At 58.6% G+C, this 11,958-nt stretch carries 15 protein-coding genes and 3 pseudogenes; 8 read left to right on the top strand and 10 right to left on the bottom strand.

All coding sequences use genetic code 11. The annotated features are described in order from the left end of the window. Positions 1-198: 198 nt before the first annotated feature. A pseudogene (locus C8D77_RS36790) lies at positions 199-1,286 on the top strand (IS110 family RNA-guided transposase). A gap of 1,410 nt (positions 1,287-2,696) precedes the next feature. Here C8D77_RS36790 and C8D77_RS36780 read toward each other — a convergent pair. Then, positions 2,697-3,383 (bottom strand): DUF4145 domain-containing protein, encoded by a 687-nt coding sequence (locus C8D77_RS36780; RefSeq protein WP_109672828.1) that lies wholly within the window; start codon positions 3,381-3,383, stop codon positions 2,697-2,699. Between the two features lie 436 nt (positions 3,384-3,819). Here C8D77_RS36780 and C8D77_RS36775 point away from each other — a divergent pair, with 436 nt between their 5' ends. After that, positions 3,820-4,110, top strand: a complete 291-nt coding sequence (locus tag C8D77_RS36775; protein WP_109672832.1) for a DNA-binding protein — start codon at positions 3,820-3,822, stop codon at positions 4,108-4,110. A gap of 190 nt (positions 4,111-4,300) precedes the next feature. Here C8D77_RS36775 and C8D77_RS36770 read toward each other — a convergent pair whose 3' ends face one another. Next, positions 4,301-4,555, bottom strand: a complete 255-nt coding sequence (locus C8D77_RS36770) for a helix-turn-helix domain-containing protein (protein WP_109672826.1) — start codon at positions 4,553-4,555, stop codon at positions 4,301-4,303. 171 nt (positions 4,556-4,726) lie between these two features. Here C8D77_RS36770 and C8D77_RS38725 point away from each other — a divergent pair, with 171 nt between their 5' ends. Both C8D77_RS38725 and C8D77_RS38720 read left to right on the top strand, forming a co-directional pair. Next, positions 4,727-4,954 carry a hypothetical protein gene (locus C8D77_RS38725; RefSeq protein WP_245951989.1) on the top strand — a complete coding sequence of 76 codons (228 nt, stop codon included), beginning with the start codon at positions 4,727-4,729 and terminating at the stop codon, positions 4,952-4,954. An 82-nt stretch (positions 4,955-5,036) separates the two neighbouring features. Next, complete coding sequence (locus C8D77_RS38720) at positions 5,037-5,366, top strand: hypothetical protein (RefSeq protein ID WP_245951988.1); 330 nt, start codon at positions 5,037-5,039, stop codon at positions 5,364-5,366. Between the two features lie 497 nt (positions 5,367-5,863). On the opposite strand, the gene C8D77_RS36755 is transcribed toward C8D77_RS38720, so the two are convergent. The 6 genes from C8D77_RS36755 to C8D77_RS36725 all read right to left on the bottom strand — a co-directional run bounded on the left by C8D77_RS36755 (position 5,864) and on the right by C8D77_RS36725 (position 8,709). After that, complete coding sequence (locus C8D77_RS36755) at positions 5,864-6,598, bottom strand: hypothetical protein (RefSeq protein WP_146211878.1); 735 nt, start codon at positions 6,596-6,598, stop codon at positions 5,864-5,866. A 187-nt stretch (positions 6,599-6,785) separates the two neighbouring features. After that, a complete protein-coding gene (locus C8D77_RS36750) occupies positions 6,786-7,034 on the bottom strand; it encodes a hypothetical protein (protein ID WP_109672818.1) in 249 nt (82 codons plus the stop codon). Then, positions 7,031-7,417 carry a DUF6804 family protein gene (locus C8D77_RS36745; protein ID WP_170136928.1) on the bottom strand — a complete coding sequence of 129 codons (387 nt, stop codon included), beginning with the start codon at positions 7,415-7,417 and terminating at the stop codon, positions 7,031-7,033. The genes C8D77_RS36750 and C8D77_RS36745 overlap by 4 nt, the downstream gene beginning before the upstream one ends. Further along, on the bottom strand, positions 7,365-7,499 hold the full coding sequence (locus tag C8D77_RS39015) for a YHYH domain-containing protein (RefSeq protein WP_109672813.1): 135 nt from the start codon (positions 7,497-7,499) through the stop codon (positions 7,365-7,367). Before C8D77_RS39015 ends, C8D77_RS36745 begins: the two co-directional genes overlap by 53 nt. A 500-nt stretch (positions 7,500-7,999) precedes the next feature. After that, a complete protein-coding gene (locus C8D77_RS36730) occupies positions 8,000-8,320 on the bottom strand; it encodes a hypothetical protein (RefSeq protein WP_245951987.1) in 321 nt (106 codons plus the stop codon). Positions 8,321-8,460: 140 nt separating this feature from the next. Next, positions 8,461-8,709: a hypothetical protein gene (locus C8D77_RS36725; RefSeq protein ID WP_245951986.1), complete on the bottom strand. Its 249-nt coding sequence runs from the start codon at positions 8,707-8,709 to the stop codon at positions 8,461-8,463. A gap of 75 nt (positions 8,710-8,784) precedes the next feature. Here C8D77_RS36725 and C8D77_RS36720 point away from each other — a divergent pair, with 75 nt between their 5' ends. Further along, a complete protein-coding gene (locus C8D77_RS36720; protein WP_109672809.1) occupies positions 8,785-9,069 on the top strand; it encodes a hypothetical protein in 285 nt (94 codons plus the stop codon). 225 nt (positions 9,070-9,294) lie between these two features. On the opposite strand, the pseudogene C8D77_RS36710 reads toward C8D77_RS36720, so the two are convergent. Both C8D77_RS36710 and C8D77_RS36700 read right to left on the bottom strand, forming a co-directional pair. Next, positions 9,295-9,510, bottom strand: a pseudogene (locus tag C8D77_RS36710) (SOS response-associated peptidase family protein); the annotation flags it as partial. 489 nt (positions 9,511-9,999) lie between these two features. Then, positions 10,000-10,875, bottom strand: a complete 876-nt coding sequence (locus tag C8D77_RS36700) for an ATP-dependent DNA ligase (RefSeq protein WP_109672803.1) — start codon at positions 10,873-10,875, stop codon at positions 10,000-10,002. An 85-nt stretch (positions 10,876-10,960) separates the two neighbouring features. Between C8D77_RS36700 and C8D77_RS36695 the strand changes: the two genes are divergently transcribed. The 3 genes and pseudogenes from C8D77_RS36695 to C8D77_RS37970 form a co-directional block, all read left to right on the top strand. Beyond that, entirely contained in the window at positions 10,961-11,176 is a 216-nt protein-coding gene (locus tag C8D77_RS36695) for a hypothetical protein (RefSeq protein WP_109672801.1), read from the top strand. Between the two features lie 60 nt (positions 11,177-11,236). Further along, entirely contained in the window at positions 11,237-11,707 is a 471-nt protein-coding gene (locus C8D77_RS36690) for a hypothetical protein (RefSeq protein WP_109672799.1), read from the top strand. 8 nt (positions 11,708-11,715) lie between these two features. Continuing rightward, positions 11,716-11,958: pseudogene (locus C8D77_RS37970) on the top strand (hypothetical protein); the annotation flags it as partial.

The raw sequence follows: 11,958 nt of genomic DNA, 5'->3' as shown, positions 1-11,958 counted from the left end.
AGCCATGAGCGCGTATGGGCGTTTTCGCGCAACCGCAAGCTCCAGCGCACCGTGGCGTGCATGGAGGCGGAATGTGGGCAGAACAACCGGAAGATTGCCGCCCGTAATCGGTCAGCAGCGCCGGCGTTCACCGGGCCTGCCCCGAACGGTGGGGCAACTGCTAAGAAATCACCTGTCAAACCACGCAGGAGGCAGCTGATGGAATATTTTTGCGGACTGGATGTTGCGGTGGACGAGACGGCGGTGTGCGTCGTCGACGAACATGGTGAGGTGCATCTGACGGTCAAGGTGGAGACCGATCCTGATGCGCTGTTCGTAGCGTTGAAGCCGTTCGTCGCGCGGCTGCGGCGTGTCGGCCATGAAGCCGGATCACTATCGCCGTGGCTGCATCCCGAACTTTTGAAACGCGGCCTTCCAGCGATCGCCTGGAGACACAGCACGTACGCGCCGCGATGTCGGCGCAGCGCAACAAGACGGACGCCGCCGATGCGCTCGGCATCGCCCACATCATGCGCACCGGCTGGTTCCGTCAGGCTCATATCAAGACGCAGGATTGCTATCGGATGCGGCTTTTGCTGACCCACCGGCGCAACCTGAAGCGCAAGTTCCTCGATCTTGAGAACGCCGTCCGGCACTCGCTGAAGGCGTTCGGCATCAAGCTTGGCGGCACTTCGCGTGGCGCCTTCGACCAGGCGGTCCGCGCCGCCGTCGCGGCCGATCCGCTGTCAGCCGAGTTGATGGACGCCATGCTGTCGGCACGCGCCGTGCTGTGGCGAGAATATTGCCGGCTGCACGATCTGGTGGTGAAGATCGTCGCGCGCAGCGAGCTGTGCCGGCGCTTCATGGCGATCCCCGGCGTTGGCCCGGTGACGGCGCTCTCGTTCATGACGGCGATCGACGACCCGTCGCGCTTCCGCCGCTCGCGTGACGTCGCCGCCTACTTCGGACTGACGTCACGGCGATGGCAATCCGGAACATCGATCGACGTCCAGGGACGCATCTCCAAAGCTGGCGACGCGGACGTGCGGCGCTCGCTCTATGAGGCGGCGTCGGCGCTGATGACGCGCTTCCGCGGCACGGACAAGGTCAAAAGCTGGGGCAAGGAGATCGCCAAGCGCTCCTGCCATCGCAAGGCCTGCGTGGCGGTGGCGCGCAAGCTGGCGGTGATCATGCACGCCATGTGGAGCGACGGAACGTTCTACGTCGGCGATCCTTCGGCGAGCCGAACCGACGCAGCCCAGCGCGCTCATCTCAAGGACCGCAAGCTGCTCGGAGCCCATCGATGAGCAGGGGATCATCAATTGAAACGCAGGGCGTCAGCGACCTGAACGACGCCAACTGAACACGGAGATCCGCCTTGGCGGATGAGGACCGATGCAGACCAGGAACGACGGAACGCACGTTATCTTGCCTGCGGCCGCGCCGATCGGAAGACGGCCGGACCGCGCTCGATTGCCTGTGACGATGCTCCGTCAGTCCGATGGAAAAGTGCGCCACGACGGTTCGAGCGCTGCCACGGTGCAGCCGAAACACCCCGTCGCAGAGCGCGGAAGACTGCGCGGCGCATCGGAACTCGGCGCCAAAACGTGGAAGCGTAGCCTAGAGAATAGATTCGTATATTATCGTAGACGGAAGGAGGAACGACGATGGACACAAAGTCTCGCAAAGTACGACCGATTAAGACGGCGAGATAAAAGGCCGCGAGGTGCGGCGTCGATCGGTTGTGTTGTTTCAATGGGTTATTCCCAATTTTCGCGAGGTGCAGGCTTTCACTGCACCTCCCAATATCATCGATCTCCGTTCATCGTCCGTAGCTTAGTGCGATGTGTCGTCCTCCAGCTGGCCGTAGTGGGGGCTGGGGCCGGGAAAGGAGGCGGGGTCAAAGATTGCTCTTGAGGTGGCCGCTCGTCGTTAGATAAAGCGCTGTTGGGTAGACAACCCTGGCACCTCGCCGACCTAGCCTGAGGTGGCCCGCGATCGGCGAACTGCGCGCTGCAGCAGAGGGGCGTCACTTCGGCCCGTGGAGCCGACGTCGCCAGCGCCGGCCGTAGGATGGCGGCCGGGCGCAGGCTTGTCGGCTGGCGCCATCCTCGGCATTGCGGATGCATAGGCTTCACGCCCAGTAGAAGCGAGCCCGTCACGACTCGTCCGCCCTCAAATCCAAGCTTCCGACGGAATGTTCGTCGGGCACGGCATCCTATCCGAGATGAGGGCGCGGCGCATCGCCCAGCCGTAGTGGCTGTCGCGGTGGCAGCACCGACTCTGCCAGTGCCAACCGGGAGGAGGAGGAGACAGCGCTACTCGCCATCTGCGGATATGCTGCGGTCGGGGAAGGGGATCGCCTGGCCGAGGCTCGGTATCTTCTAGAGATCGAGGCGCGCGGCGAACTCTACCTCCCAGCGTATATGCAGACACTTCTTCAATCGACGATGTGGAAGGGATGATACGACCGGCGCGCGGACAGTCAGGTGCTGAATGTCTGGTAGCGCCTCATTTCGAGCGTGGCGATTGACTTCGAAATTTGTCGAAAGCGGGTATTACCTCCGTCGCGCAATAGGTTGCGCTCGCGCGATTAGTTGAACCTGAGAGATCGCCGACAACACGACATTCGCATTCCGTCGTCGTCGCCCCCAAACCTTCGTGGCAGCTAGGTGGGCAAACCTGACCGGCCATCATGGCGCTGGGCCCACGCCTGGCTAGGGGCGCTCATCCGGACGGCAGGAGTCGATGAGGACCGTGCTTGCTGCCTGCTGCTCACTTCCAGAAATCACGACAGGAATAGGGGCAGCCGATCGAGGGGACCCTATGCGAGGCTGCTTGCTTGGAATGCCGGCCTTCATTTCCAGCGCTCGCTTTCCGTTGACGAAGACCCGTTGGATGAAGTTCTCCAGCACGTCCATAAGCTGATGCACATGCTGCCGCTCCGGCGTCCAGCCACGATGAGCCGCAGCGCTTCCAGCGTCGATCAGGACCGTGAGCAGGTCGTGCTCAGTTTCGCCGATATAACCACCAGCCTTCAGAGCCTGAAGTTTCTTGGCGAAGGTGTCACCGCCCTCGATTCCAACGCCCTCAAAACAACTGTCCAACGCTGTCCTGAGACCCACGACCGCCAGCAAGTGACACCCGGCTTCGTAGGCTTTGTAGGTCTCCTCCATGATGCCGTAGAGCGTGTGGTTTATGGCTCCTGAGACATCGAACCAGTCGGGACGAGGGCGCGCGGGAGGCTTCGGAAAAGTCTCTTTCGTAAGATTGGCTTCGCTCTCTGTCTGACCATCAGAACCGTACCATTGGTCAACGTCATTCTCGTCCCAGGAACTGGTTTCGTGAAAGACGGTGTTGCAACCGCGGCATTCGAATAACGTGTAGGTTACCCCGCCGCACATGGAGTGGCCTTGGCGGTCGGACCATTCCCACGGCTTGTACACTCGACCATGAACATCGCAGTTCTGCGATCTATTGCATGTCGGACAATGTGCCTTCTCCGGCAAGGCGGTCTTCGCGGGTTCAGGCACAACCCTAGGCGGTGAGGCTTCCACGGCGCTTCCTCTTTGGCTGCTCCATATTCCCTCGCCATGACCTGCGTTTCAACGGCTCAATAGCAGCGAAGCTCTAGTTATGTCGGATTCCGTCGAGTGGACTGTGTTTCGGCGGGCATACTGCTCCCGTGTAGCTGGCGATCCGTGTCAATCTAACTTTGTCGCAGCTAATCCAGGCTCCGGCTATAAGAAGGAAAGTGCGAGCTATCTCCTCCAATGGAAGCGTGCTTGAAGTCACATGATTTTATGTGCCATACTCATTAAATAATGAGTGCCCCATGCTGTGACCTACAACGATTTCATCGCAGAATTGAACAAGGCGGGGCTTAGTGTCCGACGCTTCGCAGACCTTATGGGGATGCAGCCGAACTCCATTTCAAATAACAAAAAGAACGGCGGGATACCCATTCACCTTGCGGTCATTGCTAGCCTGCTCGCCGAAATGTCGAGCCGCAATGTCGATTTCGGTCCCATCTTCGAGCGTCTCGAACCAAGCAGAAAAAAGCCGCGCGGTGCAGCCAAGCCTGGCAAGTTTGCCGGAGACCCGCAAGGAATACTGGAGCTGGATAAATGACCGGCCGTGCATTGAGGGCGGTCGCCTCTGGAGGCTTTCGATGAAGTGGGTGGACGCTGAGCGCTGCGCGGCATATCTGAGAGACGCTGATGGCTTGCGCTCTGCGCGAAACACGCCATCCCGGCTCCCAAAACCCCCGATGCGCTGATCGGTTGCGCTGTCGCTCGAGAGCGGTAGCGCTATCTACCAATCATCCGCCATCAAATCGACGGGCAAGCCTTACACCTGGGCCACCGCCATTTTCTGGAATGAACTCGATGCCTGCCGCCTCAAGTGCGGTGCGAATCGCCTTTCGATTCGCCGAGGTAATTGATGGGATGCCATCGTCGGATTCCGCGCGCCTAACAGTCGCCACCCCTAAACTGGCGGCATCTGCGAGATCCTTTGCGCTCCAACGCAGTAGCGCACGTGCCGCTCGCATCTGTGCACCGGTGATGTCTTTCATATCATGTGATTGCAAAACGATCTCAAATCGGCTAGAGGTAAGAGACTACTCTCGCGAGCCGTCTGCAGTGACAACAGTCCCTGTAGGTGCTGGCTGCGCGCAAGTATGGCCGGGCGACATGCGCATGCACATAGCCCTGCCTAACCATACCAAGCTGTTGGGAACTCGATTATGGGCGATTCCGACAATACCACGCCTTTGCCTTTCGTCACGTCCAGGAAGGAACTTGCGCGAACAGCAGATGTAAAGCTGGGACGGCAGACGATCGAGGTTGCGCGTGTCGATTTGAAAAAAGACCAACGTGCCGACCCTGCCGTAACGGTCTGGCGCGATTGGCAGGATGCCCGCAACTTGACCGAGCGGCTGTGCCGAGAGCAACAACGCTTGGAAAGTTGCTGAAACTGTTGGCTTTCCGTGCGTTACGATCCTGCAGTCGAATGGAGAGAGCCTGGCGCTGCATTCATTGAAGGAGATTGGTGAATTGCTTGGCATCGACCGTACCGACGCTGCGGTCCGTGCGAAGGCTGAAGCCGACCTCGCCGCCCATCAGGCTCGGTGGGATGCCGCCGATAGAGCTGTTGGATATTCCGCCGCGCTGCGGTCAGAACGCGATGCAGCCGATCGAGCGGAGGCGTTGCTTCAGGTATTGTGCGAAACGCCTGCCACTACCCTTGCCGGCGTGGCGGCCAAGCTAGATGCCGTGGTGAAGGAAGGTCAGCCGTCGGAGAACGATGCCGAGTTTCCCTGGCCCCAAATCCGCTCGGCCATCGAGGATATCGCCAGGATTAGCCAGCAGAGAGAGCCGGGTTGAAGACGTCCATGTTGTTTCGCGCCGGTCTGCAACTCCCCGAGCATTCGGAAATTTGCTGAGTTCCAAGCGGCGCACCGTGACAGACTCACATTCCGGGGAATGACAGATGCAACAGCGAGAGGCCCTAGTCGTGCCAGCGAACCTGCTGTAGGCAATCGCCAATTACCTGTCACGCCAGCCATACGCCGACGTTGTGGGGCTCATTCAAGCGATGCAACAACTGCGGCCGAAGCCAGAGCCTATCGACATGCGCGCTGGACAGACAGACTAGGGCGCCGATGGACTCGATGGTTAGCGAAAATAGCGAAGATGAGAACTTGCGCCCGGAGGTCATTGAGGCCGTCCACTCAAGGGGCTACGTCCTTTTACCAGCGCGCGCAAGCGATGCGATGCTGGATATCATTGCCGCGTACTGCTTCCAGGTGCCCAATGGGAAATGGGATGTCGCAAGACAAGACGCATCTGATGCATATGCGGCGCTCATAGCAGCGGGCAGCTTACAATCCAAATGAAGAGGACATCTCCTCGACCGTATGGCGTGTTTGCTTGACGGCCTCTTCGCAGAACGCGAAAGCGTTGACGCCATAGCCTTCAATAATAAACGATACCCATATCTCAAGCTTTTCGGAGACGCCTTCTGTAGGGACGATCCGCTGTGTCAGCGGGTTGATCTGCGCTCCTGCGAACGAGATGGAGACGCCGGGATCGCTACTAAATCTCACGGCATCTGGATTCCAGCTCGCCTGAATTGTTGTCTGAACACTGCTTCGGGTTACGGTAACCCACTTCTGCTCGATTTTTGTCTGCGGCACCAAATCTATGTGTTTCCCCTGAACGGCTAGTTCATCTAGAATTTTAAGCCATCTATTTTCAGATGACTGGAACGGCTGGCGCTGAAGAAATAACTCATAGATCGGTCTGTGGGCTTGCGCGACGTGCTTCCAACGCCAACGCCCCAATGTTGAATCGAATTCATGCAGATCGTTAGAAATCGGAAAGTAGATCAGCGCCCTTTTCCGATCATCTTCCGACAGAGCCGGCGCGACATGCGTCCGCCAGTAGCGCCTAGCAACCCTGTCAAGAACACTTCGAAGTCGCTCCAGCACCTCATGAGTCAGCTGCGACGCTCGCTCGCTGACGGTTTGTCCTACAAGCGAGCGCTCATATTCAGTCCTGAGTTCTGCTAGCAATTCTTCGGCACGTTCAAGAGAGATGGCAAGATTTGGCTCCATGGCATCGCCCCTTCGGACCGCGCGGACCAGTTCTGGCCACCGCTCGTTAAGTGCCTCGCACGAGATCACCATCACAGCGGCGGCACAAGGACTCGCCAGGACGCGGGAAGCGGTTCGGCGGCTCTAGGACACAAGCCAACCGAAACGTGTGGGGCGACCGTATCCAGCGAAATTGGCCTCCAGCCATTTACCCGCGTTCATCGTCGCCGCTATTTCGTTTTTCGCGCCGCGCGAAGCCGATCATCACGAAACCGATCGTTCCTAGCAGGCAAACGAAGATCCAGTTGATCATCTGAGACATCATGCCGGGCGCGAAAATGGCGAACGGTATATAGGGACTCACGTCAGGGTAGTCGAACGTGATCCATTGAAGGAAAGCGGCCAAAATGAACAGTCCACCGACGATCTGCAAAACAACGTTGACTATGCTCTTCACGCTTCGCCTCGTTGGCGATATGCAACAAAACCGAAAAGAGATGCTGCGCCGACATTGAGCACCGCCCATACCTCTCGCGGCAAATGAACCGGCATGAACGGATTGAAGATCGCCGCGGCTCCGAACAGTGCCCAAGCCTGGGCACGATTTTCAGGAGCTGATCGCCACTCCATGGCTCCGCAGTAGATCCCTGCGAAAAAGACAATGACCCGGAGCAACTGATAATAGCCATACGGCCACGGCGCCACGGCAAGAAGCGAAGCAATCGCAACGCAAATGCAGACCAACCGGACTGTGCCGGCCGGGGTGGAAAGCCAGGTTTTCAGCATGTCAGTGACAGTGATATTCGCCAGTCTTGTGATTCGTATGGCACCCATTGGCATCGGTACCGCCGCTGTGTGCAAACGCGTTGTTCGAAAATGCGAAAACTAGAATTGCTACGGCCGCGAAAATTGTTGTCTTCATAATTTCCCCCCTAAGTATTTTTCCACAAAGCACGATCGTTGCGCGGGCACAAGTGAGAGGAATTTCTACTCCTTGGTTCGGATCCTCAAGAGGCCCTTGATCTTTGCGCCATCAGGACCGAACCACGAGTAGGCCGCTCGGCACTCTTCATCACTCAGTTGCGCTGGCTCTGGGTGCCCAACGAAAGGAACGACGTTCGAGATCATGGAGTTCGTGCCCTCGTTCGCCGCTACCGTTATTGAACTTGGAGTATTCGGGAGCCCGACGGAAACGGCGACTTCCATGGCTCTGGCGGGGTCGAGTTCGTAGGCCGGGCACTTTGAGGAAAAATAAAGTGCGTGAGAGAAATCCCCGCGCCGCGCATCGGCGTGCGATTGAACAGCGCCGCCAAGCAGTGCGACTAGGATAATTGCAATCCGGCGTCTCATCGCCACGCCCCCCGCAGCTTTATGCGCGAGAATTAGGGGACAATGCAAATGCAGCCCTTTGGGTCAACAAACCTAGTTTCGTGGCAGCTTGTGGATCTCCAATCGAATCGGCCCCCCTCTGTCGCAACTCGTGCAGAACAGCGCCCTCTCGACGGTGCTGAACAGCGCTCCCTTACCATATCGACGGATCAGCCCGGCCGGTTTGACTTCGGCATGATGCGAGCACTTCGTGCACCATGCCCGGAGCGTGTGCCATTCGCGCAGGTCGCCAAGGGCCACGTCGAGGCCGGCGAGGACGCTGCCGTTGATGATCGTCTGAGGCGGAATCTTCACCTCGCCCGGCGTGATGATCTTTTCCATAACGTGACGGCTGTTGTAGTGGATCAGCAGCATCCCTGGGCGGCGACGGATCGCGGCCTGCTAAGCTGCCTGGCTAACCATCGCGTCGGGAGATCGGCATATGGTTTCGAGATGCGTCTTCTCCTCTCGATCCCACACTTCGATTCGGAAGTTATCTTCGGCCGTTTCCACCATCAGAGACGCCCCCTGTGCCATCCACGGGAATAGCCACTGGAGATAGCAGAGCGCGACAGGGCAAGTTCACGTTCAAGCTCGCTGTTCCTCGCAAGAACGTTCAGCAAGGCAACCACGACATCGCCACGGGCTGCAGAAATGGCCTGCTGGGCCGCAAATTCCAATTCCGACATAGCTTCGCCGGCCGGCGCGTTTTGGCGCTTTCCCATAGCCCATTCCTGCAAGATCCATTCAGGAATAAGGAACATATTCCTGTCGGGTCAAGGGGCTCTTGACTCTTTGGTTCTCTTTTTGTTCACTGTCGGCGAATTGGAGACAGACCGATGAAACCGATCATTGCCACCGAATCCGAACAGCCCGAGATTTACGCCACGGTAAGGCGCGAGATGCCCGCCATCCACCGGGCGGTCAACAGGATGGCCAAGCAAATGCGCGGCCTCTCCGATGTCAGTCAGAAACAGGCCATTGCCGAACTGACGGCCATATGGGTCTTGGCGAACTATCCGGAAGACCTCGATCTCGCTTTGTCGCTCTCCGAGGCCATACGCCATCAGACCGACATCCATATCAGGGAGAGCAAGAAATACGCTGGGGGTGCGCGCCACTGATGGTCGCGCGCACGTAGCCACCGCTCGGCTGGGGGTATGGATGAGCGACGAACCGATTAAGCTGGCGGAAGGCACGACATCCGTTCCGCGCGACCGCGCTAGGGTCCTTGGCCACACATGCGAGCATGACGGATGCGGGAAAGTCGCCGGATGGGGTTTCGCCCGACCGCGAAGGGAATCGCATTGGTTCTGCTATGAACACCGTGGGGACGGTGATCGCTACCTCTAGACGTCGAACAGGTCAGTCGGCCCCAAGCCGATCTCGTCAATGATGTCGGGCGTGTTGTTGCGCGGGCTGCCAACCTTGGTGTCAATCGGCCACATCTTCATCAGTTCGGATGGATAAGGCTTCATGAGGTCGCGCGGATCTGGTTCCGGCCCGAGCCAACGCATGTAGTCGGACGGGGTCAGGATGACCGGCATGCGGTCGTGAATAGTCGCCTCTTGTCGGCATATTCTTGGGAACGTTGGCTACTGTCCATTTGTACAAAAAATCAGTCCCGCGTGTGCTCATCCAAACCAACCGAACGTGATGCTAACCATCACCGTTGCAACGAGGATCGAGAGTGGCACAGCGACGAACAGTCCTGCTTCCAGAAGTCGAGTCTCTTTGTCATTGAACATTAGTCGGCCCTTATGGAGTCTGATTGGTGAGCTAGGAAACTCGGAACGGCTGTTTCGGTTCCAGAAATTCCGCCGCTCAATCACGGCAGCGCCGGAGACTTTGCGCGATTTGCCGATTCAAAACCGTAAGTTGGCAAACTCGCCGGGCGAGACCCCAACTTCCCTAGAACCCGGCGAGCCTACTACCTGATCAGGTACGCGATCAGGACCGGGGTTACCCAGTAAAGAGCCCGGTGCAAGAGCAATGCCAGCAATCCTGTGCTGAAATGGAACGGGCGGCCAACTTTGCCTCCAGGACTGAGCATGCTATTTTAGGCGCGTAGCATCCTCTTCGCGAAAATCCTGCAGCGAAGCGTGTCGCAGGTCTTCCTCACCGCGAAGGTGCTTCACTCGGCCGATTAGCCCCGGCTTGACCCACTGAGTGGCCGGCCGCTTCATGCCCTTTGGCGGCGGCCCGGCGTGCTCCTGGACACGCTTCCAAAGCCGGTCGCGGATCGCCCCGCGTGAATTGATGAAAGCCGACCCGACATAGCGTCCGGTGCCCCGCTCTGCCATCAAAGCGAAGGCCGGTTTGCCGGCCTCGCGCTCGACGCCAAGCAGCTCGTATTCGTCGACCGAGTAACATTTCGCCTTCAGCCAGTTGGTCGACGGGCCGCTGCGGTATTTGCTGTCACGCCGCTTTGAAACCATCCCTTCCAATCCTGCTTGGTCGACCAGGTGGAAGATCGCGCTTGCCTCGCCTGGCAACGGCTCGCTGAACTGGATCCGGCCGCCGGGCTCGATCATGCTCGCCAGGATCTCGCGGCGCTCCTCCAGCGCCATATCGCGCAGATCGTGGCCGTTGAGATGGAGAAGGTCGAACGCCACGAAATAGAGGTCGTGCTGCCGGCGGGTGATCGCCTTGCGCAGTTCGCCGAAGTCGGACAGGCCGGCCCCGTTAAGTACGATGATCTCGCCATCCACAATGGCACTTTCGGCGCCAAGGCTATCGGCCTCTTTCACTAGATCGCGATATTTCGCCGTCCAGTCGTGGCCGTTGCGCGTGTAGATGCGCGTGCCGTCCTCATCGATAATCAGTTGCGATCGATACCCGTCGAACTTCACTTCGTGAATCCAGTCGTCGCCCGCGGGCGGCGTCTCGACGAGGGTCGGCATCAAGGGCGGGATGAACTTCAAACGCATGCACACACTCGCAAAACCGCGATTCAATCAGCATGTGCTAAAATAGTTCCGGAACATTTTAGACGAATTGGAAGTTCGATCGGTCATGACAAAGCTTTCAGACCTTGGCCCGCCGATCCCAGGCACGCTGCATGGCGGCGACCTGATCCGCGAGGAAGGCCATTTCTATAATTGCCCGAACTGCGGACAGAAGGTCGACCAGCGCGATTTGCGCCAGGTGTTTTGGCATGAAGAGCCGGGGCATGAGCCGCTAGAGCCAGAGCCCGAGGCTGTGATTATCGAGTTCCGACGCCTGAAATAGAGAAACAAACTCTGGACTCCTGAGACGAAGTTGCCCCATTATTTGCATGGGGGAAATCAAATGAAAAAAGTGCAAGTTCTTGCGAGCGTCTCGCTATGTCTGGCCGGCTGCTCGACGAGTCCAGTTGTTTCCGATAGCGATCTCACGGCAATGAATACCGTGGCCTTGTGCCATGTTTTGGCCTCCAACACTGACGAGCAATATCGAACCAGAGTAGCAGCCCTGCTAGTCCGCCGCGGCGCGTCGGCGGACAAATGCATGCGGCTTGTACAGGCTGACAATGCTGTAGCGACAGGGATTGCGGTGGCTGCTGTGGGCGGCGCCGCTGTAGCTGTTGCCGCCAACAACGGCGGCGGCGGGTATTACCGGCCCCCTCCCACAGCCTACGGTGTGGCTTGGGATCAATTCTACGGACAGAACTATGCGCTACTGTGGCGGTGCCGAGACAAGGCCACCGGGCGGTTCGTCTACGACTACTATTGCAACGGCGAGCCAATGATCGACAGCACGTGGCCAGGCTGGTCGGCTTAGGGTCTGCTATGGATCGATCTCGCTACGACAATCAGTCTGATCAATGGCGCAAGCGGCGAGGCGCGCGGCGGCGACGTGCGCGTCTGCTGGCGGGCATTCCAAAGCGGCTTGTCTTCGTGACAGTGGCGGCGACGGCCGCCTATGTGACGCAGTTCATCGTGCAGCACAGTGAAAGCGCACCTGACCTGAACGTGTCGCACTGGATTGGACGATCGCCGGAAGCTATTGCCGGCGTCGCCTCCGTCATCGAC

It is taken from the genome of Mesorhizobium loti (assembly GCF_003148495.1).
Lineage (GTDB): Bacteria > Pseudomonadota > Alphaproteobacteria > Rhizobiales > Rhizobiaceae > Mesorhizobium > Mesorhizobium loti.
Note: the sequence above shows the minus strand (reverse complement) of the source record. Positions and strands in the feature narration are given on the sequence as shown.

What these genes read in the sequence shown, in the direction of transcription:
- C8D77_RS36780 (WP_109672828.1), bottom strand. Translation starts at nt 3,383, where the DNA reads ATGTGCGGCGGGGTAACCTACACGTTATTCGAATGCCGCGGTTGCAAC.
- C8D77_RS36770 (WP_109672826.1), bottom strand. Translation starts at nt 4,555, where the DNA reads ATGAAAGACATCACCGGTGCACAGATGCGAGCGGCACGTGCGCTACTG.
- C8D77_RS38725 (WP_245951989.1), top strand. Translation starts at nt 4,727, where the DNA reads ATGGGCGATTCCGACAATACCACGCCTTTGCCTTTCGTCACGTCCAGG.
- C8D77_RS36755 (WP_146211878.1), bottom strand. Translation starts at nt 6,598, where the DNA reads ATGGAGCCAAATCTTGCCATCTCTCTTGAACGTGCCGAAGAATTGCTA.
- C8D77_RS36745 (WP_170136928.1), bottom strand. Translation starts at nt 7,417, where the DNA reads ATGCCAATGGGTGCCATACGAATCACAAGACTGGCGAATATCACTGTC.
- C8D77_RS39015 (WP_109672813.1), bottom strand. Translation starts at nt 7,499, where the DNA reads ATGAAGACAACAATTTTCGCGGCCGTAGCAATTCTAGTTTTCGCATTT.
- C8D77_RS36730 (WP_245951987.1), bottom strand. Translation starts at nt 8,320, where the DNA reads ATGCTGCTGATCCACTACAACAGCCGTCACGTTATGGAAAAGATCATC.
- C8D77_RS36725 (WP_245951986.1), bottom strand. Translation starts at nt 8,709, where the DNA reads ATGTTCCTTATTCCTGAATGGATCTTGCAGGAATGGGCTATGGGAAAG.
- C8D77_RS36720 (WP_109672809.1), top strand. Translation starts at nt 8,785, where the DNA reads ATGAAACCGATCATTGCCACCGAATCCGAACAGCCCGAGATTTACGCC.
- C8D77_RS36700 (WP_109672803.1), bottom strand. Translation starts at nt 10,875, where the DNA reads ATGCGTTTGAAGTTCATCCCGCCCTTGATGCCGACCCTCGTCGAGACG.
- C8D77_RS36695 (WP_109672801.1), top strand. Translation starts at nt 10,961, where the DNA reads ATGACAAAGCTTTCAGACCTTGGCCCGCCGATCCCAGGCACGCTGCAT.
- C8D77_RS36690 (WP_109672799.1), top strand. Translation starts at nt 11,237, where the DNA reads ATGAAAAAAGTGCAAGTTCTTGCGAGCGTCTCGCTATGTCTGGCCGGC.